The organism is Vibrio sp. SS-MA-C1-2 (assembly GCF_021513135.1).
Classification (GTDB): domain Bacteria; phylum Pseudomonadota; class Gammaproteobacteria; order Enterobacterales; family Vibrionaceae.
In genome coordinates, this window is the sequence record NZ_CP090980.1 from 253,819 (window position 1) to 280,570 (window position 26,752).

20 protein-coding genes and 3 pseudogenes are annotated in these 26,752 nt (G+C 38.2%); 12 read left to right on the forward strand and 11 right to left on the reverse strand.

Annotated elements, in window-relative coordinates; all coding sequences use genetic code 11:
* Positions 1-90: 90 nt before the first annotated feature.
* Positions 91-606 (reverse strand): NUDIX hydrolase, encoded by a 516-nt coding sequence (locus L0B53_RS01180; protein ID WP_235059733.1) that lies wholly within the window; start codon positions 604-606, stop codon positions 91-93.
* A 104-nt stretch (positions 607-710) separates the two neighbouring features.
* A pseudogene (locus L0B53_RS01185) lies at positions 711-940 on the reverse strand (DUF3820 family protein).
* Positions 941-1,308: 368 nt separating this feature from the next.
* Between L0B53_RS01185 and L0B53_RS01190 the strand changes: the two are divergent.
* On the forward strand, positions 1,309-1,602 hold the full coding sequence (locus L0B53_RS01190; RefSeq protein ID WP_235059490.1) for a hypothetical protein: 294 nt from the start codon (positions 1,309-1,311) through the stop codon (positions 1,600-1,602).
* Positions 1,603-1,804: 202 nt separating this feature from the next.
* Complete coding sequence (locus tag L0B53_RS01195; protein ID WP_235059491.1) at positions 1,805-2,281, forward strand: CreA family protein; 477 nt, start codon at positions 1,805-1,807, stop codon at positions 2,279-2,281.
* A 148-nt stretch (positions 2,282-2,429) separates the two neighbouring features.
* On the opposite strand, the gene L0B53_RS01200 is transcribed toward L0B53_RS01195, so the two are convergent.
* On the reverse strand, positions 2,430-3,668 hold the full coding sequence (locus tag L0B53_RS01200) for a DEAD/DEAH box helicase (RefSeq protein ID WP_235059492.1): 1,239 nt from the start codon (positions 3,666-3,668) through the stop codon (positions 2,430-2,432).
* Positions 3,669-3,813: 145 nt separating this feature from the next.
* Positions 3,814-4,545, reverse strand: coding sequence for an oxygen-insensitive NADPH nitroreductase (nfsA, locus tag L0B53_RS01205; protein ID WP_235059493.1), 732 nt, complete (start codon positions 4,543-4,545; stop codon positions 3,814-3,816).
* Between the two features lie 243 nt (positions 4,546-4,788).
* On the opposite strand from nfsA, the gene hmpA reads away from it, so the two are divergent.
* The 3 genes from hmpA to L0B53_RS01220 all read left to right on the forward strand — a co-directional run bounded on the left by hmpA (position 4,789) and on the right by L0B53_RS01220 (position 9,016).
* Positions 4,789-5,967 (forward strand): NO-inducible flavohemoprotein, encoded by a 1,179-nt coding sequence (gene hmpA, locus L0B53_RS01210; protein WP_235059494.1) that lies wholly within the window; start codon positions 4,789-4,791, stop codon positions 5,965-5,967.
* Between the two features lie 533 nt (positions 5,968-6,500).
* A complete protein-coding gene (locus L0B53_RS01215) occupies positions 6,501-7,499 on the forward strand; it encodes a hypothetical protein (protein ID WP_235059495.1) in 999 nt (332 codons plus the stop codon).
* Positions 7,500-7,543: 44 nt separating this feature from the next.
* Positions 7,544-9,016, forward strand: a complete 1,473-nt coding sequence (locus tag L0B53_RS01220) for a hypothetical protein (protein ID WP_235059496.1) — start codon at positions 7,544-7,546, stop codon at positions 9,014-9,016.
* Positions 9,017-9,137: 121 nt separating this feature from the next.
* Here the strand turns inward: L0B53_RS01220 and elbB are convergent, their stop codons facing one another.
* Positions 9,138-9,785, reverse strand: coding sequence for an isoprenoid biosynthesis glyoxalase ElbB (gene elbB / locus L0B53_RS01225; RefSeq protein ID WP_235059497.1), 648 nt, complete (start codon positions 9,783-9,785; stop codon positions 9,138-9,140).
* Positions 9,786-10,015: 230 nt separating this feature from the next.
* On the opposite strand from elbB, the gene L0B53_RS01230 reads away from it, so the two are divergent.
* On the forward strand, positions 10,016-11,452 hold the full coding sequence (locus L0B53_RS01230; protein WP_235059498.1) for a DEAD/DEAH box helicase: 1,437 nt from the start codon (positions 10,016-10,018) through the stop codon (positions 11,450-11,452).
* A gap of 149 nt (positions 11,453-11,601) precedes the next feature.
* Here L0B53_RS01230 and L0B53_RS01235 read toward each other — a convergent pair whose 3' ends face one another.
* The gene (locus L0B53_RS01235) at positions 11,602-12,240 is read right to left on the reverse strand and encodes a Crp/Fnr family transcriptional regulator (RefSeq protein ID WP_235059499.1); all 639 of its coding nucleotides are present in this window, start codon (positions 12,238-12,240) and stop codon (positions 11,602-11,604) included.
* A 273-nt stretch (positions 12,241-12,513) separates the two neighbouring features.
* On the opposite strand from L0B53_RS01235, the gene L0B53_RS01240 reads away from it, so the two are divergent.
* Positions 12,514-13,326 carry a sulfite exporter TauE/SafE family protein gene (locus tag L0B53_RS01240; RefSeq protein WP_235059500.1) on the forward strand — a complete coding sequence of 271 codons (813 nt, stop codon included), beginning with the start codon at positions 12,514-12,516 and terminating at the stop codon, positions 13,324-13,326.
* A gap of 197 nt (positions 13,327-13,523) precedes the next feature.
* Positions 13,524-13,937, forward strand: a complete 414-nt coding sequence (locus L0B53_RS01245) for a hypothetical protein (protein WP_235059501.1) — start codon at positions 13,524-13,526, stop codon at positions 13,935-13,937.
* A 253-nt stretch (positions 13,938-14,190) separates the two neighbouring features.
* Here L0B53_RS01245 and lolE read toward each other — a convergent pair whose 3' ends face one another.
* The 3 genes from lolE to lolC are packed head-to-tail and all read right to left on the reverse strand — an operon-like array spanning position 14,191 to position 17,432.
* Positions 14,191-15,435: a lipoprotein-releasing ABC transporter permease subunit LolE gene (gene lolE, locus L0B53_RS01250; RefSeq protein WP_235059502.1), complete on the reverse strand. Its 1,245-nt coding sequence runs from the start codon at positions 15,433-15,435 to the stop codon at positions 14,191-14,193.
* On the reverse strand, positions 15,428-16,171 hold the full coding sequence (gene lolD / locus L0B53_RS01255; protein ID WP_235059734.1) for a lipoprotein-releasing ABC transporter ATP-binding protein LolD: 744 nt from the start codon (positions 16,169-16,171) through the stop codon (positions 15,428-15,430). Before lolD ends, lolE begins: the two co-directional genes overlap by 8 nt.
* A 58-nt stretch (positions 16,172-16,229) precedes the next feature.
* Positions 16,230-17,432 (reverse strand): lipoprotein-releasing ABC transporter permease subunit LolC, encoded by a 1,203-nt coding sequence (lolC, locus tag L0B53_RS01260; RefSeq protein WP_235059503.1) that lies wholly within the window; start codon positions 17,430-17,432, stop codon positions 16,230-16,232.
* Positions 17,433-17,766: 334 nt separating this feature from the next.
* On the opposite strand from lolC, the pseudogene mfd reads away from it, so the two are divergent.
* Together mfd and L0B53_RS01270 are read left to right on the forward strand one after the other, a co-directional pair.
* Positions 17,767-21,259 (forward strand): annotated as a pseudogene (mfd, locus tag L0B53_RS01265) (transcription-repair coupling factor).
* Positions 21,260-21,291: 32 nt separating this feature from the next.
* Positions 21,292-22,260 carry a peptidoglycan binding protein CsiV gene (locus L0B53_RS01270; protein ID WP_235059504.1) on the forward strand — a complete coding sequence of 323 codons (969 nt, stop codon included), beginning with the start codon at positions 21,292-21,294 and terminating at the stop codon, positions 22,258-22,260.
* Between the two features lie 288 nt (positions 22,261-22,548).
* On the opposite strand, the gene L0B53_RS01275 is transcribed toward L0B53_RS01270, so the two are convergent.
* Both L0B53_RS01275 and L0B53_RS01280 read right to left on the reverse strand, forming a co-directional pair.
* Complete coding sequence (locus L0B53_RS01275; protein WP_235059505.1) at positions 22,549-22,794, reverse strand: DUF3389 family protein; 246 nt, start codon at positions 22,792-22,794, stop codon at positions 22,549-22,551.
* Between the two features lie 2 nt (positions 22,795-22,796).
* A complete protein-coding gene (locus tag L0B53_RS01280; protein ID WP_235059506.1) occupies positions 22,797-23,243 on the reverse strand; it encodes a hotdog fold thioesterase in 447 nt (148 codons plus the stop codon).
* A gap of 350 nt (positions 23,244-23,593) precedes the next feature.
* Between L0B53_RS01280 and L0B53_RS01285 the strand changes: the two genes are divergently transcribed.
* Entirely contained in the window at positions 23,594-24,403 is an 810-nt protein-coding gene (locus tag L0B53_RS01285; RefSeq protein ID WP_235059507.1) for a Cof-type HAD-IIB family hydrolase, read from the forward strand.
* Positions 24,404-25,050: 647 nt separating this feature from the next.
* A pseudogene (locus L0B53_RS01290) lies at positions 25,051-26,714 on the forward strand (AMP-binding protein).
* The last annotated feature ends 38 nt before the right edge of the window (positions 26,715-26,752 follow it).

The window sequence follows — 26,752 nt, forward strand, 5'->3', positions numbered from 1 at the left end:
TACTTACGTCATTTAGCTTAACAGAAAACGACGACTTTATTGTCATTAATACAAGAACTTTAAGTAAGAAGCAGAGAAGCATTCATATGGTTAAAGCAGCTCTTCAACCACTTTTTTCAATAAGAAAGTTTCACGTTCAATCGACATTCCTTTCTTATCACTATGTTTGATAATCTCTTGATTATGCTTAATCGCTTGATAAATATTGATCCAAACTGGTTTCATCCCGTTGCCTAGTTCGTAATCTTCATAACTGGTCTCCCCCAAGTTATCTCCAATTCGACAAACATAACAATAAGAGAGCATATGAATGGTATCAAAATCAGGCTTATGCCAAGGGCGATACTCTTCATAGATACCAAAATCATCTATAATTTCAATATCATTTGCTCCCGTCTCTTCAGCTAACTCACGTAAAAGACCATCCGCCACATTTTCGCCTTGATCAACACCGCCACCAGGTAAAGTGTAATCATCGTAACGTGCTGTATAAAGCAAAAGAATGTCATCACCTTTCAAAACGATTGCACGAGAAGCATGCCGAGTAAACATATCTCCTTTATTATTAAGTACATCTTGGTGTGTTGCTGTCATCAGGTGACGCATAACTGGAATATTCTGAGGCATAATTTGTAAAAATTCGTTATCTAATTAAAAAACTAATATTATCTTTATTTATATCGATTTACATTAAATGATTACACGTTAAATCAAAATTCCAACTTTAATGGCTTTATTAATGACTCTAACCCCTCGATTTTTAAACTCAACGTGATTTCCATCAATAAACCTAACTCCCCTTCTGGAAACCCTTTTTTTGGAACCACAATAGATAGGCTTCAGGTAAATCAACTAAAGCTAATCCACTATATTTTCCAAAAGGCATTTTAGTTCTCGCTATTTTAATAAGATGTTGCTTATCCAGCATGTCATTATCCATATAAACCCTCGATATTTAACAAAAATTCAAATTTAAATCATAAAAATAAACTTTCAAAGTGAATTAAATTAACCCAATTAATTAAATAAATATTCATTATATCTAATATAGAAAATTTATTTTTTGATATATACTCATTAAACTTAATATTTTATTAAGTTATTGTTTTAACTGACAATAAAAACTTAACCCATTGAATACAAAGGACTTTTAAACACGGTTTATTATATAAATTAATGAGTTTAAATTTCAATGTCTTATAAAAAATCCTGTATCTACCTCTCATTTATTTTAAATAATCATCTTAAACATATCACTTCCGGAGTATAATCGCTTCGTTGTTTACTTTTACTACTATTGAGATGAAAATGAATATTCTAGCACTACACACGGACGTAACTGATCAGATGAAGTCACAACTCCATGATTTACATCACATAATATCTGTTAATGATAATATTTCTTTATTTGATATCAGTTTAAAAAATAGTATTGAAAATAATACTTATGATTTTGAAGTTGACACCATCATTAACGAAAATTCTGTTTACTTAGATATTAAAGATGTCAATTTTGAACATGGTCTTGATATTGTTTTAAGTGAAATTAATTATGAGATTTCACTATTAAATGAATCTTCACCTGCTGAGTTATGTTGCTAATTTAAAAGTAATTAACTCTTGAACCATAAGAATTTATGATGACCAATTAATCATTTATTCTTGTGGTTTTTATTTATATCCCCTATCAATATTTTAATCCCTTCTTTTCTCATGTTTTAACCACCAAATTCAAGTAAATTCTAGAAGATCACGTATACTAATGATTGGTTAAAAAAATCCTCTTAATTGATTAAGGAAGAACATGAACAAAAAAATAGTCTTAGGCGCAAGTTTGCTCATCTCCGCATTAACATTAACGGGTTGTTCTGACAATGAGGTTGGTGATGTCTCTCTTGGTATGTTTACGTTAAAAGACATTAAAATCACCTCATTACAAGATGATGTTGTCACCGGTGTGACTTGTCATATTGCCTCAATTGAAGCAAATTTAAGCCTTTCCGATCCCAGTGATAGCTCAATTTCTTGTCGTCAGACCGGTGATATTACACCAGATATGATTGCAGAAATTGATAAAAGTGCTTCTGGCGAAGTCGTCTTTAAGAAATCTAAAAGCATTTTCTTTAAATCGATGAAAGTTCGCCGTATCTACGATCCAAAGAATCAGACGCTTCTTTATCTTTCATACACAACTAAAGAGACAGAAGGTAGCTTTAAACATAGTTTGTCTACAGTACCATTGTGGGGCACTCATGCATACCAACAACAACCTGAAAAATAACCACTAAAACTGCTCCCCAACAAGCTATTGCCCAAAAGTTACTCCTAAAACGTATAAATTGGGTAATCAGATAGCAAAAAGCCGAGTATTTAAATTAATTATTAAATACTCGGCTTTAAATTTTTTCAAAATTTACAATGTAAATCTATCACTCACCATTCGCTAATCTTGCTGCCTCAGCTCTTGCCTTATCCTTTTTACTCATTCTTTTCCCTTTAATTGGCTCTTTTGATTGATGCGAATCTTCCATCGGCTTATTTTCGCGCAAAAAACCATCAATTTGTTCGCGAACAATACGTTGCTTTGTTCGCTTTTCAATCAATCTAAAGTGATTATCGTCATCAACAGTAATAAATGAGATGGCAACCCCTTGCTCTCCTGCTCGACCAGTACGTCCAATACGGTGGACATAATCAGCAGGTGATCGTGGAAGATCAAAGTTAACCACACAAGGTAGCTGTTCAATATCAATACCACGGGCAGCAACATCGGTCGCCACTAACACTTGAATTCGACTCATTTTGAAATCAAACAAAGCAGTTGAACGGGCACTTTGGCTTAAATCACCATGTAGCGCTTTGGCTTTTATCCCTGCGCGCTCTAATTTCATGGTAATGTTATTGGCACCACGTTTACTCGCAGCAAATACCAATACTCTTGACCAGCCTTCTTCATTTAACAAATGCTTAAGTAACATAGTACGATTACTTCTATCGACCTCAATCGCACGTTGTTGTACTAAATCTGCGGTGGTTAAGGTTGCTTCAATCGAAACTTTAACAGGATCGTTTAAAATCTCATCAGTAAGTAACTGTACATCTTCAGGAAATGTTGCGGAGAAGAAAAGGTTTTGGCGACGATTAGGCAACAGAGCTAAGATTTCATTTAACTCTTTAGAGAAGCCCAAATCAAGCATACGGTCAGCTTCATCAAGAACTAAAGTTTCAACTGTGTGCAGTTTGATTGCATTATGCTGAACTAAATCTAATAGACGCCCCGGTGTTGCCACTAAAACATCCGTACCACCACGCAATGCCATCATTTGTGGGTTAATCTTCACACCACCATAAACCGTGCTAACTTTTAACTGTTGCATGGAGAATGAAGCAAAGACACCACCGATCTGTGCAGCAAGTTCACGAGTTGGAACTAACACCAAGGTTGTCAGCTTTGCCCGCCCAGAATTGCCACTCTTTAGTTGTTTATCGATAAGAGGCAATACAAAACTCGCTGTTTTACCCGAACCTGTTTGCGCTGCAGCGAGGAGATCTTTTCCTTCTAAAATAGAGGGTATGGTCTTGCTTTGAATTTCAGTTGGTTCAACAAACCCAGCTTTTTCAATCTGTTGCAACAGTATTTCAGATAAACCTAAAGCGGAAAATGACATGATATGAGACTCGATCTAGAAGAATAAACAGTGATTTATTCTTAAATGGATAAAATATTGGCGCTAGTGTATCAGAAATGACATCAATATGCAGTGAACATGCTTGCGACCAATATTTTATCTTATAGAGGATATCAACCAATGTTTATTTAAGGCTCAATCCCTTACTCTGCAGGTAACTCCGCATAAATGGACGAGCTTCCTTCTCTAAAGTAGCTGTAATCTGAGATGACCAAGATGAAGTCTTCATATTACTAGAACGGTTCTGATAATAGTTTTCTATTTGATTATCATAGTTAGCCAACAATTCACGATCCAAGGGTTGATATTGCTCTTGATGTAAGACTAAATCTCTCGGTAAACGAGGTTTCTTTTCTGGGTTTTGATCAGGATGACCTAAACAGAGACCAAACAGAGGCGCAACATGTTGCGGTAGAGCCAATAATTTATCAACCTTATCTGGATTGTTACGTAAGCCACCAATATACACACCTCCTAGCCCTAAAGATTCCGCAGCTAAAAGAAAGTTTTGTGCCGTTGCACCCGCATCAACTGCACCAATTAACGTCTGCTCTGTAAAACCAAGTTGTGCTTGCGGATAAATTTCACGATGACGATTAAAATCAATACAGAAAACTACAAATTCTGCTGCACTCTCGACATAGGGCTGTCCACCGGCAAACTCTGCTAACTGTTTTCGACTTTCTGGTTTCGTGATACGAATAATTGAGAGGCATTGAAGAAAACTTGAACTCGAAGCCGCAATAGCGCAATCAATGAGTGTCTCGAACGTTTCTTTATCTATTGGTTGATCGGTAAAACGTCTAATCGAACGATGGTTAAGAATGGTTGCAATCGTTTGTTGACTTTGTTTCATTATTTTTATCCTTAATTGACAAGAGAGAATTTTATCAAAACCTAAGATGATTGATCATTCACTTATCTATAAATATACACCAGAGAAAGTCACGCGCAAATACCATGCCAATAAATACTAAACTCCCCCTTTGTTTAAATAAATAAAAAACTTTATAAAATCTAGTATCAAAGGGTTGCCTTAAAGATGCATTTGAGATACATTATTTAGCATGCAAACGGGATACAACTTTAAGGGCACATTATGTTAAGTCAAAAAACTATCGATATCGTAAAATCTACTGCACCAGTTATTGCTGAAACAGGACCAAAACTAACCGCACATTTTTATGACCGTATGTTTAGTCGTCACCCAGAATTAAAAGATATCTTCAACATGGCGAACCAAAGAAGTGGTAACCAGCGTGAAGCGCTATTTAATGCAGTGTACGGTTATGCAGCAAATATCGATAACATTGAAGTGTTGCTTCCTGTTGTTGAAAAAATCGCACAAAAGCATACCAGCTTTAATATCACCGCAGCTCAATATAATGTGGTTGGCGAAAACCTATTAGCAACGATAGATGAGTTACTTTCTCCAGGACAAGAAGTATTAGATGCATGGGCTGAAGCTTATGGCCTACTTGCACAAGTTTTCATTAATCGTGAAGAAGAAATCTATAGTGAAACAGAGTCTCAAGAAGGTGGATGGCGTGGTCTACGCGAATTTGTGTTAACTGAGAAAACAGAAGAAAGCAAAAATATTACTAGTTTTGTCTTCACTCCTAAGGATGGCGAAAGCGTCATTGGTTATAAACCTGGACAGTACATTGGTATCTATATCAATGATGACAAACTAGAAAATCAAGAAATTCGTCAATACAGTTTATCTGACCAACCAAATGGTAAAACGTACCGTATCTCAGTTAAGCGTGAAAGTCATGGTATTGTTTCTCAGTATTTGCACGATGATTTAAACGTAGGGGACATCATTAAACTGGCACCACCTGCGGGAGATTTCTTCTTCACAACTGAAGAGACAAAACCTGTTGTCCTGATGTCGGCAGGTGTTGGTGTCACGCCAATGTTATCGATGCTTGAAACCATTAAAGACAGCCATAAGGCAAACATTGTTTGGATTCATGCAGCTGAAAATTCAGAACAACATAGCTTTAATGACCATATCTCATCTTTAGTTGCTCAATATAACAACGTTGAACAGCACGTTTGGTATAGTAATGATAAAGCATTAGCTGCTCAACATGACCACATTAACGACGGTTTTGTTAAGCTATCAACACTCGGTCTTGACTGGGAAAACAGTGATTTCTACTTCTGTGGCCCGGTTGGATTCATGCAAGCTAAAGCGCAACAGCTGACAGATTTAAATGTAAAACCTGAGCAGATCAACTACGAAGTATTTGGTCCTCATAAAGTTCTTTAATCTAAATTCTAATAATAAAATAATCGGTTAAATACTTTGTTTAACCTTATTGCACCACAGCCACTTTCTCCTCAAATAAAGTGTCTGTGGTTTTTTATAATAAATATAATAATAAAAATTAATCCCTTATAACTATCTCAAAAATAAAACACTTTCCCCCTTTCCAAACTCATTTGATTAAATACTCCATATATACTACCTCCACCCCCCTTGATTTCATTGTTTTCAAATAATCCACAATTTATTGTCTTCTATACTCGAAATAATTGGAGTTGCTAGTAGGCGATAAACGAGTGAGTCCCCATGAGAATAGGTCTTCTTTTTGATTGGGAATAACGAATGTAGCCAACAACCTAGCAGTTTCAAAGATGAAGAGTATATATACCTAAAGTAATTGGAATTGCTAGTAAGCGGTAAATGAGTGCAACCCCATGAATATAGGTGTTCTATTTGATTGGGAGGAGCGAGTGTAGCCAACAACCTAGCAACTTCAAGTAAGAGGGGTATACATCTATTCACACAAGGAAATAGCTATGTATAAACATATAACAAAAAGACATCTGCTTGGATTATGTATTGCTGGTGTATTAGCAGGTTGTAATGATTCATCAAACTCTTCAGATAATCCAACAACATCAGAAACTATCACTGCTTATATTGGCTATTTAGCTAACGCGGTTATTGTCGATGATAGCAATAAAAATGGTGTTTGGGATTCGGGTGAACCTATTTTAGGAATCACGGATGAAAAAGGGCAATTAACCGTCACTGAAGAGGTAAAAGGAAGTTATATACTCGAAGCATTAACCCCTGACTCCAATTTAGATGAAAAAAATAATAAAGTCGTGGGTGATGTCGAGATCCCTGCGGGTACTTTCACAACGAATACCGACTTCCCTACCCAACCATTCAACGATGAATTTATTCTCCGCACTCCAGAAGACTATCAAGTTATCTCACCTTTGACTCATCTATTAGTATTAGAATATGAAAAGCAGCAGGCACAAGCTGAGATTGACGGTGTCGACGCACCTAGCATTGAAGATATTGAACAGAGCTTAACAGACGTCCTTGCCCCTGGATCGGACAAACTTGATTTCAATAGCGATTTGGTTGCAGCAGCAAGCTCGGATGACAGCAGTGCTGCAGAGTTGGTTAAGGTAGGTCAAGTGATTGCAAGCTCAATCACTGATGTAGAGGTTGAGCCTAATGTACCTTTAGATTTAGCTGAAACTGCGGTAGAGCAAGTCAGCTCGATGACAGAAGAACAACTCAACGATCCAAGCTACAACGTCACAATAAAACTAGATGACAATGGTGACCTTGTAACAGAAGATGGTGAAGTGGTGGTCGAAACGGAATATAAAACCATCATTAATAATGCGGTTGTCTCTACTATCGAAACAGCAATTACTGCACTTAATTTAAACGTCAACGATAAGCCAGTTAACGAAGAAGATCCATTAATTGTAACCATTGCGTTAACGGAGCTGTTTAAAAAAACCAAGACTATTACCTTCCAGAAGCGATAACACTCACTCATGCTTCTCCAGAAGCGGATATTTCTGCTTTCCAATTGTTAGATTCAAACTCAGAATTACAACTCTCTCTTATCGATACCATCGTCACCCCTGGCAATTATACCCTGACTATCGCAAGTCCAGTAGAAGATAACGATGTTCAAGACTTGGTATTCACTTTTTCTGTTGCATCTGAACAACTCACAGCTCCTGAATTGAAGGAAGATTTAACCCAAGTTAACCAAAAAGTGGCGAATTGGCAGTTAGAAGTCGGTTTAGATAATCACTCACTCTCTTCTCCTATCGCGTTTAATGAAATCTTCACAGAGCCTGATGAGCTTTATGAGACCTTCACTTATACCATTAACCAAGATTCGTTAATCGATAGTGGATTAGCCGTGTTCGTCAATGGTGACAGCTTTTATCTTGAAGGAACACCACTGACCTCAACCAATGCGAAAGGTGAAAACTATACCATTAGTATCAATGCCCTTAGTTCAAATCAGTTAGCCACCGACTACCAAATCACCTTACCTAATGTAGAGCCTAATCCCGCTTGGGAAGAACTTTCATTCGATTATGAATCCCGAGATGAGAATGTCGATTCGCCAGAAATCATGCAATATTTGGTCGAGAAGAACCGTCATTTAATGGGTTCTCCATTGACCGAAGCACAGTTAAAAGGGTTGAAGTTCGGCAATATGGATCATGATCTTGAAGGCGAAAATTATACCTTCTACACAGATACAGGTTGGCAGTTCCATTCAGACAACACCTTAACGGTTTTCGAGTATGATGGTGATACCGTAGAGTGTGAAATGACATTTAATTGGACTTATAATAATCCGCTTATCGACGTCTCACTTGTAGAGCAACAAGGAGAGTATTGTGGCTTTAATGAAGATGGCTTCAAGGCTCAATTTGCTATTTTTGATGCCGGGTTCGGTCATTATAAAATGATTAATTTCTCTATCGATCCTAGCGAATTTGAAGATGTAATTGGTGATATACCAAAAAGTTATGGTAAATACTGGCAGGATAGTTTCTTAACATCTTCATTTGATCCCGAGGTCATTGAATATAGTGGCGATATCTCCTACTTTTCAACCGGTTGGGATCCAGAGTCAGATTTATCGTCGGATGATCATAGTTATGGGCTATATACATTGTTAATTGACCTTAACCAAGAGAACTTCCATTCACCTCGAGTTATGGATCCAACAGGATTAGAAATTACTGACAATGAGGGCTGGATAGTAGAGTTTGGTGATAAAACAGGTACTTATTATGATGAGGGTGGCAAATGGGACATTAATTGGCAAGTCAATTATCTCGGTATTATTACCATAACTTCACCTGAACATGCAGCATTTGTTGAACATTGGATCATTAATCAAAGAGAGGACAATTCATACTTTGTTACCACCATGTATGATCAAGAGGAATATATCAATAATGGTGTGAAGACCAATTCTCCAGAAGGCTTTGGTGAGATTTTTAGTGCGGTTTTCTATCCACTCGATAAATAAAAACAAAATTATGAGCAATAAATAGCAAGCTAGATAATTAAAGACCGCCAATTTTTGCGGTCTTTAATTTCACTTTTTTATTGTTGGTTCAACATTTTTTACGTTAGCTTATAAGGTTGAATTAAAGACGGCCTACAACCTCTGCCACCAACTTAGTAATGCCACTGTTGGCTTCTTTAATCGACGTGGCCAACATGTATGCTGGTGTTGTCACGATATTATTAGCTTCATCAATCACAATCTCATTCACTGCACACTCTTGATGGGTTCCGCCATGGAATTCAATCACCGATGATGTATCTGAGCAGTTTCCTATCGTCATTGTTGCATTGTCATACACTTTGGGAATTAATACTGGCGCAATACACATATAACCCGCAGGCTTGTTAGCAGTGGCAAATTGAGTCAATTTTTCAATAACAATTGGGTTAACAATAAAATCTCTGCCTACAAATGCAAAATTACAAAGGTTTTTAGCAACGCCAAAGCCTCCAGGAATAATCACCCCATCAAACTCACTCGCTTCAAGTGATAATAAGTCATCAACCTCACCACGAACAATTCGTCCAGCCTCCACCAGCACATTACGACTATCACTCACTTCTGAACCATCAAGATGATTAATAACCTGAGCTTGATGAACATTGGGAGCAAATGCGCGATATGCAACGCCTTCATTTTCTAATGCCAATAGCGTTAAGACAACTTCATTGATCTCTGAACCATCATAAACCCCACTCCCTGCCAAAATTACTGCAACTTTTTTCATTTCTCATTCCCTTCTGTGTAAATTTATTATCGTTTGTTCTTTAAATTATTCTCTCATATAGTTTAGTGAATAAAGTTTAAAAATAACCATGACTCTCTAAGCTCCATTTCATTAGCGATTTAAAGATAATTAATGTAAGCTGCACGCCTGCCAGATTGATTGGCTTTCTTTCATTCCCTGTCTATATCGAACAAGCAGTTGTTACGATCTATTCGCACTGAGATCTTTCTATGAGTTTTTCTACCCTTGGTTTATCCGATAAAATCTTAAAAGCTGTTGAAGCAAAAGGCTATAGCACACCTTCTCCTATTCAAGCACAAGCAATTCCTGCAGTTCTTGAAGGCAAAGATGTCATGGCTGCGGCACAAACAGGAACGGGTAAAACCGCGGGCTTTACATTGCCATTGCTACAACGTCTTTCTGGTGGTCAACCTGCTCAAGCTAAAAATGTACGCGCTTTGGTTCTAACGCCAACTCGCGAATTAGCCGCACAAGTGGGTGAAAGTGTTTCAGATTACGGTAAAAACTTACCATTAAAATCAACGGTTATTTTTGGTGGTGTTGGTGCTAACCCACAAATTGCCAAGCTTTCTCGCGGTGTTGATATCCTCGTTGCGACACCGGGGCGTCTTTTAGATCTTTATAATCAACGTGCCGTAAAATTTGACCAATTAGAAATTTTAATCTTAGATGAAGCTGACCGTATGCTAGATATGGGCTTTATCCACGATATTAAACGTATTCTAAAAGTGTTGCCTCGTGATCGTCAAAATCTCATGTTCTCAGCAACGTTCTCCGATGAAATCCGTACATTAGCAAAAGGATTAGTCAATGATCCTGTTGAGATCTCAGTAACACCTAACAACTCAACAGCAAACTCAGTTAAGCAGTGGGTTTGCCCTGTTGATCAAAGTAAGAAAGGCGGCGCGTTAGTTAAACTGATTAAGCAACATAAATGGCAACAAGTGCTGGTTTTCAGCCGTACCAAACATGGTGCTAACCGCTTAGCTAAAAACTTAACTGCAAAAAATATTAATGCGGCTGCGATTCATGGTAATAAGAGTCAAAATGCCAGAACTAAAGCACTAGCAGAATTTAAAAGTGGGGAAATTCGTGTTCTTGTTGCGACAGATATTGCCGCACGTGGTTTAGATATCGAGCAACTGCCACAAGTCGTTAACTTTGATCTACCCAATGTTCCTGAGGATTATGTTCACCGTATCGGTCGTACTGGACGTGCAGGACAAACCGGTGAAGCGATTTCATTAGTGAGTGGTGATGAGAGTAAGTTATTACGCGATATCGAGCGCCTCATTAACAAAAACATTCCACGTGAAGAGATTGAAGGATTTGAACCCTCTCAGCCACTTCCAGTTAATGACCTGAGCAAAAAATCAAGCTCTCGTGGTGGTAACTCACGTAATAATTCACGTAGTAGCGCTCGTAATAGCAGTTCTCGTGGCAATAGCGCTAATAATAACAGCCAACGTCGTAAGCCAAATAGCCGCAATGGTGAAAACAAATCAAGCGAAGCTAACGATAATAACAGTGGCAATGGTCAGAGACGCCGTAATAATAGCGGTAATAGCCAAAATTCGAATTCGAAAAATGGCGCAAAACCATCAGGTCAAAGACGACAATTTAAGAAGCCAGCTGCAAATAGTTAATTGTGTCGATTCGTAATGAGTGGCTATGTATTCATTCCTAAGAACTGATTCCTAAGTATTAGCTTCTAAAAAATGAATAACTAAAAAACAAAAAAGGCGTGACTTGGATTGAGTCATGCCTTTAATTTTAACTCACTTCACCCATCCGCTTAACCAATCAACTGCTCACAATCTGCATGCATTTCATCTAAGTTAATCGGCATCAATTTGCGGCTTTCCTGATCTAAATACCCTTTCTGTTTTAAGATTTTACAGAATCTAATGACCGTTCCGATATCTGTGCCGCTATATTCCGCGATTTCCCGATAGGTCCAAGGATAGTTACCATAAAGGGAAAATAGCGTGTATATCGTGTCAACAATCCGCTTTTTTGAACTGTATACCGTAAATTGCACTAAACGTTGTTCAGCTTCACCTAGCTCAGCACAGACCTGTTGCATTAAATAAGTCGCTAAAGTGGTATCTTGTGCCATTAGGTGATCAAATTCTCGCACTTTTATCCACTCAATATCACTTTCAAGCATCGCACGAGCAGTTGCTGGGTAGGGTTGCTTAGTAAATAGGGTTCGATAACCAAAATAGGAGCCTGCACCATAAACTCGCAGCAAATTCTCCTTTCCCTGCTCCGTCACTTGATATAAGCCAATCTGCCCTTGCTTAACATAATAGAAACCAACCGCTTCTTCCCCTGACTGGTAAATCATGCTCGACTTTAAGGCTTTTACTTGAGTACAGAGCTTTGCTATCTGGCTACAATGCTCTATTACTAATGACTTATTCTCTCCCATCGAGACTCCAACTTTTATTTATCACGATTACAATCCGCAGATTCAACCTTGAACCGCATATAACCTTCTTGCTTTGGGTATATCAACTATTATGCCACTGATTATTAACCTATAACAAAAAACAGAATACCAAATAAAAATAAATCGATGTAATTAACGAACTTATTGGTTATTAAAGCCTATTTCTCCCATTGAAAATATGATCACCGCTATAAATGAATCACATCACCTTCGATAAAATAGTGTCATTCTTCATTTATTGGCACTTTTGATATGGATTTCATCACTTTTTTTAATCAACTTATTGCAACAGATCAGCTGCTTTTTAAAATCGTATTAGGTTCATTTTTTGGCCTTTGCCTTGGTTTAACCGGCGTCGGTGGCGGGGTACTTTTAATCCCTATGTTGCAAATTTTCTGCGGAATGGAAACCATTTTAGCCGTAGGCACGGCTAGCATGATATCTTCGTTGGTAAAAATAAATGCCTCGATTGTTCACATTCGCGCCAAAAATGTCTCTTGGAGAGCCATCGGGTATCTCTTTATTGGCGCAGTTCCTATGACGTTAATAATCACTCAAGTGGTGATCTATTTTAGTAATCACCCTATCCATCAAGCGACGACACAGATGATTGTGCAAGTCTTGGTGATGACGGTGATGGCAGGATCATTAATCTCTGTTGTACTTAAATTTAGACATTTGAATCAAGAAAAATCAGCACCAAATCCAGCCAAAAATAACAATAAAACAGCGATTTTTTCTGGCGCGTTTTGTGGCACGATCTTAGGTTCAACAGGTGTAGGTGGTGGTGTTTTATTATTACCTATATTGAATTCTGTCTTAAATTTGAATATTAAGAAAGCGATTGGTTCTTCGGTGGTCTTAGCATTAATTTTAACGGCATTAACCGCGATTGCTTATGCCAAAGGCGGACAGAGTGACCTGCATACTGCGCTACTATTTGTGATTGGTTCATTTGCAGGGGTTCAAGTGGCCGCTAAATTAATTCATAGCTTGTCCGAAAAGAGAATTTATTTAATTACGATTGCCGTACTTTCTCTGAGTTTATTGCTTTCACTCTATTAAAGTTCAAAGCAGTGCTTATCTTATTTGAATGGATGATTAAACATCTTTCATTATATTGCTCTTTTATACTGGAAGCGGCTATCAACTTAACTTGATAATATTATTAATATTTATTTAATTACATCTACCATGGTCTTTCCACATTTTATTTCGTATTTTAACCTTAAATTTGTTTCTATCCATTTTAAGGTTAAATTATGAATAATCTGATGAGTTTTGTCGGTGGTCATGTCAATAAGCTTTACCGTGTTGTTCCTTTTACTCAACTTTTTGTCGATAAAAAACCAATCATTGAGAAAGATGGCACAGTCTCGATTTACTCAAAAAATCGAGAATTAAAATTAATCATTAATAGTAAAAATAAAAATATTATTGATGCTATTTTATTTAATCTACAAAATAAGCTGCTATTTTCAACTCAAGAGGTCAATGACTATATTCGAGCATTTGAAAAACAAGCCATTGAGTTACCGATTGAACGTGCTTTATTAATGGACGTCCCTTCAATTGGTGAGATTTACGGCTGGAAGAAATATCGCACCAATAAGGGCACCATGACCGTCTATTTTAATCATGATGATGAGTGTGTTTCGATGCTATTAAGCCATTAATTCCTTTCCAAACTCAATATTGGGCAATATATAACTAAAGTCATTGAAGTTGCTAGTAGGCGGCAAATGAATGAGACCCCATGAGTATCGGTGTGCTATATGATTGGGGCGAATGAGCGACACCAACAACCTAGCAACTTCAAGTAAGAAGGGATAAAAAGCCTGTGAATTTTTCATTCTCTTTCTCGTTAAAACTCACAGGCTTTTATCTCTGAATATACGGATTAAATACGGGAAAATAAACATCCACTCATTACTTAGCACTCAAAACCCTTGCTGGTTGTAATTTCGCGGCACGATTAGCCGGATACCACGTTGCTAACAGGCTTAAGACAATCGCAGTTATCGAAACAATCGCCACATCTTGCCACATCAATAACGACGGTAGAAAATCGATAAAATAAATATCACCGGATAAAAATTGATGCCCAATCAGCTTTTCAATAAGGCCAATAATAGAAGTCAAATTCAACGCCACTAAACAGCCAACAATCGAACCGGTAAGACTACCAACAATGCCTGACAATAAACCTTGAAAGATAAAGATAGTTCGAATGGTTCTCGACTCAACTCCCATGGTTCTTAAAATTGCAATATCTGATGAACGATCTTTCACTGCCATCATCAAGGTTGAAACGACATTAAAACAAGCTACACCGATCACTAAAACCATCACCAAATACATAATCGTTCTAATCAGTTGAATATCTCGGTAAAGGTAACCAAATTTACCCATCCAGCTCTTTAAGTAGACATAAACCGGTAGCGTATTACCCACTTCACGAACAATACTCTGTGCATCCAAGGGATCTGAAACCTTGAGAGTCAAGCCAGAAATACCCGCCCCATAGTCGAGATACTGTTGCGCATCTTGAATAGGAATCAGTCCTAATCCATGATCGATTTGCCCACCTAAACTTAAAATCCCACTCACCTGTACACGAATACGTTTAGGGGCTTTCAGACGGTTAGCACTATTTTTTGAGGGTATCATCAGCGTGATCCAATCCCCCTCCTTTACCGCCAAAAGGTCTGCGATGCCTTTACCAATCACGATCTGATGTTGATTTGGTTCCAAAGTTTGCCAACGATGATTTAAGACAAAGCTGGGCACAGAACTCACTTCAGTTTCACCTTGTAAATCAACGCCACGCACTTGAATCGCTTTTAGTTTTCCTCGCCGTTCTACCAATGCCACAAACTGAACATAAGGAGAAGCTGCTTCAACCTCTGGATGCTTCTCAACTTTGGTGATTAATTGCTGCCAATTATCCATCGGTGCTTTTACTGCTTCTAATTCTGCTTGAGGCACCACAGATAAAACACGATCTTTGAGTTCTTTTTCAAAGCCATTCATCGCTGAAAGACCGATAATGACAACACAAACACCAAGAGCAATACCAATAATCGATGAAATTGAGATAAAAGAGACCATCTTATTTCGCTGCTTACCACGCCCAAAACGGAGCGCAATAAACAAAGATAACGGTTTAAACATTCAAGCTCTCCTGATCGAGTTTATTGGCGTCAATCGCTTTGACTTCAATCTCTTTTCTGCTCATCGGGTGATCATTTAACTCACCATCTAACATGTGGTACTGAGTATCCATTTTTGCGGCTAACTCAAGATCATGAGTGACCACAAGAAATGCGGTATTAAATTGCTGATTCAACTCTCGCATCAGATCATAAATCTCTAATGCCGTTTTATAGTCAAGATTGCCTGTTGGTTCATCAGCAAGAACGAGATCAGGTTGATTCACTAATGCACGAGCGATAGCTACACGCTGGCGTTCTCCTCCTGATAACTCAGAAGGTCGGTGATCGATTCGGTGAGTTAGTCCCACTTTTTCTAACATCTCCGTCGCCGCTTTTTTCGCTTTATTGATCGATGTGCCACCAATCAATAATGGCATCGCTACATTCTCTAATGCTGAAAAATCGGCTAAAAGATGGTGAAACTGATAAACAAAACCTAAATGTCTATTTCTCAACTTCGCTTGTTTTGATTCACTTAAAGAGAAAAGGTCTTGCCCCATAAATGAAACACTACCTTGAGTTGGCTGATCTAATGCTCCTAATAAATGTAATAATGTACTTTTCCCTGACCCTGATGAGCCAACAATGGCAACCAACTCTCCACTTTCTATTTTAAAATCAACCCCTTTTAAAACATCTGTATCCAGTTTATCTTCGGTGTATTTCTTATGGAGGTTTTGACAAGAGAGTAACATAATTGGGTTTTCCGTAGTCAGATGAACAGCTGATGGGCTCTCAGAACATGCGCTATTTTTATTCATAACGTAAAGCCTCAGCAGGTGCAGCAGAGGCTGCTCGATAAGATGGATATAACGTCGCTAAAACAGTAAGACAAAGCGCTAATAAAACCACAAAAAGAACTTGTGAGTATTCAATAACAACCGGTAAAGAACCACCTAAAAGTAACTGTTCAGCGCCAAAAAAACTAATAATCGGATTGATATTACTGGCAATGACGATACCAAATATTCCACCAATAATGGCCCCAATCACCCCGCTACTCGCCCCTTGAATAATAAAGATCATCATGATCTGTTTAGACGTCATTCCTTGGGTTTTTAAAATAGCGACTTCCCCTTGTTTCTCCATCACCACCATAATCAGTGATGAAATAATATTAAACGCAGCCACCGTTACAATCAGTCCCAGCATAATGCCCATCATATTTCGTTCCATTTTAACCGCTTGGAACAGCTCTCCTTTTTGTTCACGCCAATCTTTAATTGAATAATCAGGTAATTCAGCGCGTAACGAAGAAACAGCAAAAGGATCACTAAAGAAAAGCCGCCAGCCTGTTGCATGATTAATGGGGTATTGCAGTAAACGGCCTGCATCAGCAAGATTAACAAAGGTATAAGTGCCATCAATATCTGTACCACTACTGTAAATACCACTGACAGTAAAATTTCGCTGATTCGGGATACGGCCAATTGGCGTATATTGCGTCGCACTGGTCACCATCAAACGAATCTTATCACCAACCGAAACATTTAATTTATTGGCGAGAAGCTGACCAATAACAATATGATATTTGCCTGCTTGTAACTGAGAAAGTTCACCCACCAGCATATGTTGAGCAATAGGATCATCACTGCCATTAATGCCCACCATAATTCCAGCCCCTAAAGCATTTGAACTTTGATAAATCGCCTCTTCTTGAGTGACCGGATCGACGTTGGTGACATCAGGTAGCGCTAAAAGATTTTGCGGGGCAGATTGAGTGTAATCTATTTTTTGGTCTGACGATTGGTTGACAATCGCTTGAGGGATAACCTCTAACATTCGGCCTTTTAACTGGTCTTCAAAACCATTCATCACCGATAAAACTGTAATGAGTGCAATCACACCAATGGTAATACCTGCGGTTGATAGATAAGAGACAAAGCGACTAAATGGGTCATTTGAACGCCCTTTTAAATACCGTAAACCAATAAACCCAGAAACTGGATGAAACATGTTGAAGATAATCCCTAAAATAACAGTTCAATAATCGATTACAACGAATCGGATTATTAAGATTCGATTAGAATACATGGAATTGCATCAATCGGGTAGTTTTAGTATCGTAATATTCACATCAATGTATGCTTTCATTACTATAATTAATAGATTGAGAATACCTATTGATGTTTCAATCTAATGATCCTTTGACTTAATATTCAGCTCCCAAGTAAACATCAAGAGCAGTCAAAGCTAAATTGCTCAAAATAAATGAAAAAAACGATCTACGCTTGCTGATAACGCAGCAATGGATAATAATTAGCTCACGAACCAGATATATAGTGAAATTATGGAACCTAAAGCTTTAGTTAAATTGCCATTATCAACGGATGCAGGAAAAATCACCTTTGTCGGTAATGTCTCACAATCAGCCCTTGCTCTCTCTATTGCTGATGCCGCCAATCAGCACACTAATATGTTGTTAACCATTGTTGAAGACAATCAGACGGCAATTAAACTAGAGCGACAAATTTCACAATTTACCGATCTTGATGTCACTATCTTTCCTGATCGAGAGACACTGCCTTATGATAGCTTTTCTCCGCATCAAGATATTACTTCCGATCGTTTAAAAGCGCTTTATCAATTGCCAAGTCAAAAAAGAGGTGTCTTACTCGTCCCTGTCAGTACACTACTCCATAAATTGGCACCGGCATCTTATATTCACAAACATGCGTTAGTCATAAAAACCAACCAACTGCTCTCTCAACAAAAACTACGTAATCAACTGGAAACAGCGGGATATCGTCATGTTGAGCAAGTGCTTTCTCATGGTGAGTACGCCAGCCGTGGTTCCTTACTTGACCTCTATCCAATGGGCAGTAAAACACCACTAAGAATTGATTTTTTTGATGATGAAATTGATTCCATACGAGGTTTTGATCCTGATAGCCAACGTTCAACAGAGACAATAGAACAAATCAGTCTGCTTCCTGCTCATGAGTTTCCAACGGATGACCAAGGTATTGAGCAGTTTAGAGTTCACTGGCGAGAACAATTTGAAGCAAATAAAGAACCAGACTCTATCTATCAACAAGTCTCTAAAAAAGTGTGGCCAGCAGGTATAGAATATTGGTTACCGCTCTTTTTTGAACAGACTGAAACACTCTTTGATTATCTGCCAGATAATGCTCTTGTTGCAACTGTCGGTCATATCGAAGCATCGATGGACCATTTTTTAAATGATACCGTTGATCGCTATGAACAACGCCGTCGAGATAAACTACGTCCATTATTAGCACCCAATCAACTCTGGTTAGCTAAGGATCAATTATATAGCGAGCTAAAACAGTGGCCACAAATTCGTTTTCGTGCCGAACAAGAACCGGCAGGAAGAATTAATCCACCATTTACAGCGCTTCCTGATGTAACAATTAACAATAAACTCAAAGAGCCTCTGGTTTCACTTCGTCAATTCTATGAGTCTTTTACAAGCAAAGTCATTTTCTCAGTTGAATCAGAAGGTCGAAGAGAAGCACTGCTTGATCTGCTTAAACCGCTAAAACTTAAGCCCACTGTTTGTGATAGCCTAAATCAAGCGTTAAACCATAAAAATCGTTTTAACTTGGTTATCGGCGCCAGTGAATATGGCTTTATCTACGGTAATCAAGGTAGTAACAATTCAAATCAAGAGAACAACACGGATAGTCAGTTTGCCTTTATTTGTGAGAGTGATCTCTTTGGTGAAAGTGTCGTTCGCCAGCAGCGTCGCGATGATAAAAAAACCATCAGCTCTGATACGGTTATTCGTAACCTTGCCGAACTAAAACCAGGACAGCCTGTCGTCCATATCGATCATGGTATTGGTCGCTATATCGGTTTACAAACTATTGATGCAGCAGGAATGTGTGCTGAATATGTGACACTAGAGTATAAAGATGGCGCAAAGCTTTATGTGCCGGTCACTGCACTTCATCTTATCGGTCGTTATTCAGGGGGGGCAGAAGAGACCGCGCCTCTTCATAAGCTCGGTGGTGAAGCATGGACAAAGGCTCGTCGAAAAGCGGCAGAAAAAGTTCGTGATGTTGCCGCTGAATTATTAGATGTTTATGCTAAACGTGCCATTAAAAAAGGCTTTAAATTTACATTAGATCACGACTCTTATCGTCAATTCACTGCCGAATTCCCATTTGAAGAGACACCCGATCAAGCATTGGCGATAAATTCTGTTCTGTCAGATATGTGTCAACCTAAAGCAATGGATCGACTTGTTTGTGGTGATGTTGGTTTTGGTAAGACCGAGGTCGCGATGCGTGCTGCCTTTTTAGCTATCGATAACAACAAACAAGTGGCTATTTTAGTGCCAACAACTCTATTAGCTCAGCAGCATTTTGAAAACTTCCGTGATCGCTTTGCAAATTTACCGATTCGAGTTGAAGTGCTATCTCGTTTTAAATCGGCCAAAGAGCAGAAGCAAATACTACAAGATAGCCTTGACGGTAAAGTCGATATTTTAATTGGTACGCATAAGTTACTGCAATCTGAAATTAAATTTAATGACCTTGGTTTATTGGTTGTCGATGAAGAGCATCGTTTTGGCGTTCGTCAAAAAGAGAAGATAAAATCGATGCGTGCAGATGTGGATATTCTAACGTTAACAGCGACACCCATTCCAAGAACATTGAATATGGCAATGAGTGGAATGCGTGACCTTTCGATTATTGCCAGCCCCCGCTCGCCGCTTAGCCATTAAAACCTTTGTAAGAGAGAAAGATGAAGCGGTGACCCGTGAAGCTATCCTGCGTGAAGTGATGCGTGGCGGTCAAGTCTACTTCTTACACAACCAAGTCGATACGATTGATAAAGTTGCCGAGGATATCGCTAAGTTAGTTCCTGAAGCGCGAGTCACCGTGGCCCATGGTCAGATGCGTGAAAGAGAATTAGAAAGAGTGATGAGTGATTTCTACCACCAACGTTTTAATATCTTAGTCTGTACGACCATTATTGAAACGGGAATAGACGTCCCAACGGCGAATACGATTATTATGGACCGTGCGGATCGCTTAGGTTTAGCTCAATTACACCAATTACGTGGTCGTGTTGGTCGTTCTCATCATCAAGCTTATGCATATCTATTAACACCAAATCAGAAAGCGATGAGTAAAGATGCGGTTAAACGCCTTGATGCGATTGCCTCTTTAGAAGATTTAGGGGCAGGCTTTACTCTAGCAACACACGATTTAGAGATCCGTGGTGCCGGTGAATTATTGGGAGATGGCCAAAGTGGTCAAATCCAAACCATTGGTTTTACTCTCTACATGGAGATGCTAGAACAAGCGGTAGACGCGCTAAAAGAAGGAAAAGAGCCAGCATTGGATGATCTGCTAAAAGAGAAAACAGAAGTGGACTTACATGTTCCAGCTCTACTGCCTGAAGATTACATTCCCGATGTTAATACTCGCTTGTCACTTTATAAACGTATCGCAAGTTGTAAAGATCAAACTGAACTGCAAGAATTGAAAGTAGAACTGATTGATCGCTTTGGTTTATTGCCGGATTCAAGCTTAAATCTCATCAATAATAATAAAATTAAGTTATTGGCGAGTAAGATAGGCGTCAAGAAACTAGAGGCTGGAGATAAAGGTGGTTACATCGATTTCCAACAAGATGCCGCTATCGATCCGATGTTTATGGTTCAGTTGCTGCAAAAGCAGCCAAACAAGTTCCAAATGTCAGGCCCAAGTAAACTAAAATTCCTACAACCTTTAGTTGATCGTCGAGATCGATTAGAATTTGTTGAGAAGCTTTTAACCCAGTTTAAAGATAATATGTTAGCAGCCTAATTGGTTACTATCTGTAAATGGAGCAACCCCCTTTGAAGAAATTAGTCTTTTTATTACTATTTTTTGTCAGTATTCCGAGTTTCGCTGCACGTCAGTTTGATGTTGAAGTTATTCTCTTTGAACGCAATCAGTCACCAGATACGCTTTCTGAGCAGTGGCCAGAGCATGTCGCCGCTATTGATTACAGTCAAGCACATACAACAGATGATGAAGTTTACCTTGAAGAAAAAGGGGTAACTCTGCTTGATCCAAGTGAGTATCAGTTAAATGAGCAGTATCAAACACTAGAAAAACATGCTGGCTTCAAACCGATGCTGCATGTTGCTTGGCGTCAAGGTGATGAACCTGAAGCAAACTCCCCTGTTTTTAAATTTGCATTAGGGAACGATTTTTCAGATCAATTTAATCCTGATGGTACCGTTATCTCTGAGCAAGATGATAATGTGAACAAGTCAGCTGAAGTCATCACGCCATCGACGACATTAAATGATGCTTCCACATCTGATGACGACAGTACAGAACTAGCGGTTAATCCCGCATTAAAAGAGTTAGAAGGGACAATTCAAGTGTATGTCCAACACTACCTTTTTGTTAATGCCGATTTTAACCTTCATCAACCAAGTGAAAAACAGACGATTATTGGTTCGACTATCTTAGATAATACAGCACCAAATACGACGGCTGAAGAAGGGAGCAATGAAGATTTAGCACCCGTTTCTACCATTTCTGACACTGATGCCGCTGTTGTTACAGACAATATGGATAATACAAACTCAAATACAGTCGCGGTTGGTACTCTGCAACAGATTGAAAATCAGTATAAAACGGAAACCTTCTTAAAATCATTTAAGTTTAAACAAAATCAACGCATGCGTAGTTCAGAAACACATTACCTTGATAATCCATTAATTGGGATGATTATTCAAGTTCGTAAAGTAGATGAAGAAAAAGTCGATCAAACAGACACTGCGGCAGCGAAAACGACTACAATCAACAACTAAGCACCGTAGTATTGCACTAAACATTGAAGCCATATGGCAACGTCACTGAATGTAGTGAAAATAAGTTAACTCTATTTACATCATTCAGTGACGTCACTAACCGATAAAATATTCAGCTCGGTACCCTTCTTACTTGAAGCTGCTAGGTTGTTGACGGCGTCATTCGCCCCAATCATATAGAACATCTATACTCATGGGGTTCATTCACTTGTCGCCTACTAACAACGCCAATGACTTTGGGTATGGATGTAACGCTTAAATGTCAGCTTTAATACCCCATTTTTTATATTAAATTTTAGTTAAAGCCACGCCCAACATATCACTGACTTGTTGCAACTGTTCCGCGTTATCTAACGTCATGTTCCACTTTACTGATCCTGTATCTGCACTAATAATATTAACCCCTGAATTCTCGTCTGACAGCAAGGTTAAATCATCAGGTTGAGCTTGAAGTGTCACTCGACCCACAGGCAATTTTATCACCAACTCGTAAGGGGTCATGATCAATTTTCCAAAAGAGAATGTAATCACCATAATTAACGTCCCCCCTCTAAATCTCGCTTGTGACGAAGAACAGAAACCGTTAAACGTTGAATTGAGATTAAACGTTCTCTCTCATCGGTAATTTCAATTTGCCAAACTTGGGTTGTCGCACCGATATGCAACGGTGAGGCTTTTCCTATCACCGTACCAGAACGAACAGCACGAATATGGTTGGCATTAATATCTAACCCAACGCAATAATAATCATCACTAACAGAGAGATGGGCAGCGACAGAACCTAATGTTTCAGCCAGAACCACAGAAGCTCCACCGTGTAACATACCTAGAGGTTGATGAGTAATCGACTTTACGGGCATGGTTGCAGTAACATAATTGTCACCTAACTCAGTGAATTCAATTTCAATATGTTCTACTAACGTATTTTCTGACATCTTATTTAACTGTTCAAGAGTTGCTTGTTTTTTCCAAATATTAGCCATTACAATCTGCTCCAATCTGTTTTTATTTTTCTATTATACCGACAAGAAGAATAGTTATCTTACGATGCTATAAAATAAATCACCTTATTGACTTAACCCTGAATAATATAATCAATTTATATCCTTCTTACTTGAAATCGCTAGGTTGCTGGCTGCTCTTGTTCGCCTCAATCATATAGTACACCTATACTCACGGGACTTCACTTACTCGCCGCCTACTAGCAACGCCAATTACTTTTGGTATAAAAATTTGATTTATTTCCTTTCTCCACTCGCTTTCTTAACCTTTTTGTTTTTAAATAGTAGTAATCAAAATATTTAATTTTTTATAAAAAATAGGTATATCCACGATGTATAAGCTAATTGCACTTGATCTAGATGGTACGTTATTAAATAACGAGAAAAAAATTACAGAACGAAATCAACATGCTATCGCGGCAGCAAGAGCCATGGGTGTAACCGTTATTTTAGCTTCCGGTCGTCCTTTAGAAGGTATGGCACCATATTTAGAGCAACTTGGCATGAATAGCGAAAATGATTATGTATTGAGCTTCAACGGTTCACGTGTTCAACGAGTCAGTGATCTGTCAGTGATTCGTCAAGAAATATTAACAGGACTTGATGCAAAGCGTATTGCCAATAAAGCACAAGAGCTCGGTGTTAATGTGCAAGCTTTCACCCCTGAAGATGGCCTAATTACTCCAGCACACAGCGAATATACTCAACACGAAGCAGATATTAATGGTATCGATATTACTTTAAAGGATTTCTCTACCTTAAGTAATGAGCAAGAAGTTATAAAAACCATGATGATTGATTCGCCTGATTTATTATCTAAAGCGATAGAGCAACTTCCAGAAGGTTTTTATCAAGACTACACCATCGTGCAAAGTGCACCTTTCTTTTTAGAGTTTCTTAATCCAAACAGTGATAAAGGTGTCGGTGTTAAAGCTTTAGCCGACCATTTAGGCATTGATGCGAGTGAAGTGATCTGTATGGGTGATGCGGAAAATGACCATCACATGCTTGAGTATGCAGGCTTAGCCGTTGCAATGGGCAATGCAACCCCAGAAACAAAAGCTCTTGCCGATCATATTACTGATGACAATGAAAATAGTGGTGTTGGAAAAGCGATTGAGAAGTTTGTCACCAATATTTAATAAATTCAAAAACTGAAAAAAAAATAGCAATCTAAATAGATTGCTGTTTTTTATTTCATATATATTTTTCTAGAAAGATAAAATGAAAACACGATATCTTATCTCAACGTTAATTTTTAAAATTAAATAGCTTACTTTTCAGACAGAAATAAATAATATATAAATTTATTTTGTCAAAACTTGATTTATATGAATTATACATCATACTGAATAGAGTGTAACAAGGTAGCTTGCCTTATAAAATAATAAGCTCGAAATATGCGAAGGAATGCATGCGACTCCTCGCCGAATAATGCTCAATAGGTTTTGTAATATTTTATCTACCTAAAATAATTGGAGTTACTTGTCGGCACACGAATAAAGCCAACAACCTAGCATCTTCAAGTATAAAGGTTACAGATTGAGCTTTCTTAGCAACAATAATCAACCCATTGTTTATTGTTGCTATTCTCTTATTGTGAAAAACCACAATATTCTTCCTATCCGCTTTCCTATATTGCGAATTAGTTAATTTAAATCATATTTTGATAATTATGGTAATGGTAAAGTTACTCTAATTTTCTTTATTCTGCTATTATTAAAACAACAAGTAGTATTGAATAAAAATAGAATAAAACTTATTCTCTAATTATAATAAAGTGATAATTATGACTGTAGATAACAAACCTTGGCTAAAAAATTACCCTAAAGATGTCCCTGAGACAATCGATCCTGATCAATTTAAAAATATCAGCGAGCTATTTAAAAAAAGCTTCGAAACGCACGCTCAAAAGGCCGCTTATGTCAATATGGGACAAAGTTTGAGCTATCAGGATCTTGAAAGCAAAAGCTTAGCCTTTGCCGCTTATTTACAATATGAATTAAAAATGAAAAAAGGTGATCGAATCGCCTTAATGATGCCCAATCTTCTTCAATATCCAATTACTATTCTTGGGGCATTACAAGCTGGCTTAGTGATTGTAAACGTTAATCCACTTTATACACCCAGAGAGCTAAAACATCAGCTAAGAGATTCAGGTGCAACAGCCATTGTTGCAGTCACAAACTTCGGTAATAACCTTCAACAGGTTCTGCCTGAAACGAATCTCAAACATGTTATCTTAACCAAAATTGGAGATGAATTAGCCCCACACAAACGTACATTAGTCAATTTTGTCATTAAATACGTTAAAAAGATTGTCCCTAAATACAATATCCCTGGTGCAATCTCTCTTCGTCGCGCATTGACTCAAGGTAAACAGCTCCTTTTACTCCTCCTACGATTGTTGCTGAGGATCTCGCTTATCTTCAATATACAGGCGGTACAACAGGCCCAGCAAAAGGGGCTATGCTGACACATCGAAATATTATTTCAAACGTACTTCAAGTTCATGCCCATTTCGGGCCAAGAACTCTACTGGATAAAGAACATGCTGTGACACCTCTTCCTCTTTATCATATTTTTGCAAATTCAGTAAGTATGATGTTGATGCTATTTTTAGGTGGTACCAACTTACTGATTACCAATCCAAGAGATCTAGACAGTTTTGCGAATGATCTCCGTAAATACCCATTTACGATGATTTTTGGTTTAAATACCTTATTTAATGGTTTAAACAAACATCAAGGCTTTAAGTCACTCGATTTCAGTAATGCCCGTTTTACTATTGCTGGTGGTATGCCGACTCAAAAACATATTGCCGATGAGTGGCAAAAAATCACAGGAATGCCAATCATTGAAGGTTATGGCTTAACAGAATGCTCCCCTGTTGTCGCTGCAGGCACCCATGAACAGCAATCATTTATTCCTTCCATTGGCGTACCATTACCAAGTACTGAATTACGAATTGTCGATGATAATAATCAACCATTAGGTCCTAACGAAATTGGTGAGATTCAAATTCGCGGACTTCAAGTGATGAAAGGCTATTGGCGTCAAGAGATAGAAACTGATGCGATTATGCATGAAGGTGGCTGGATTAGTTCGGGCGATATCGGCCGTATGGACGAAGAGGGTATCTTCTATATTGAAGATCGTAAAAAAGATATGGTTTTAGTCTCTGGATTTAATGTCTTTCCAACAGAGATCGAAGAAGTTGCTACCCTTCACCCTCATATTGTTGAAGCCGCTGTTATTGGTGTTCCTGATGACGTCACCGGTGAAAAAATCAAACTGTTTGTGGTGGCGAATGGTCACGTTACAGCTGATGAAGTTAAAAAGCATTGTCGCAAGCATCTAACCGGTTATAAAAATCCAAAGATTATCGAATTTAGAGATGAACTACCTAAATCGAATGTCGGTAAAATCCTACGTCGAGAGCTAAGAGAATAATTTAAACAATAAGCTAAAATAGAGCAAATTTTATCCTT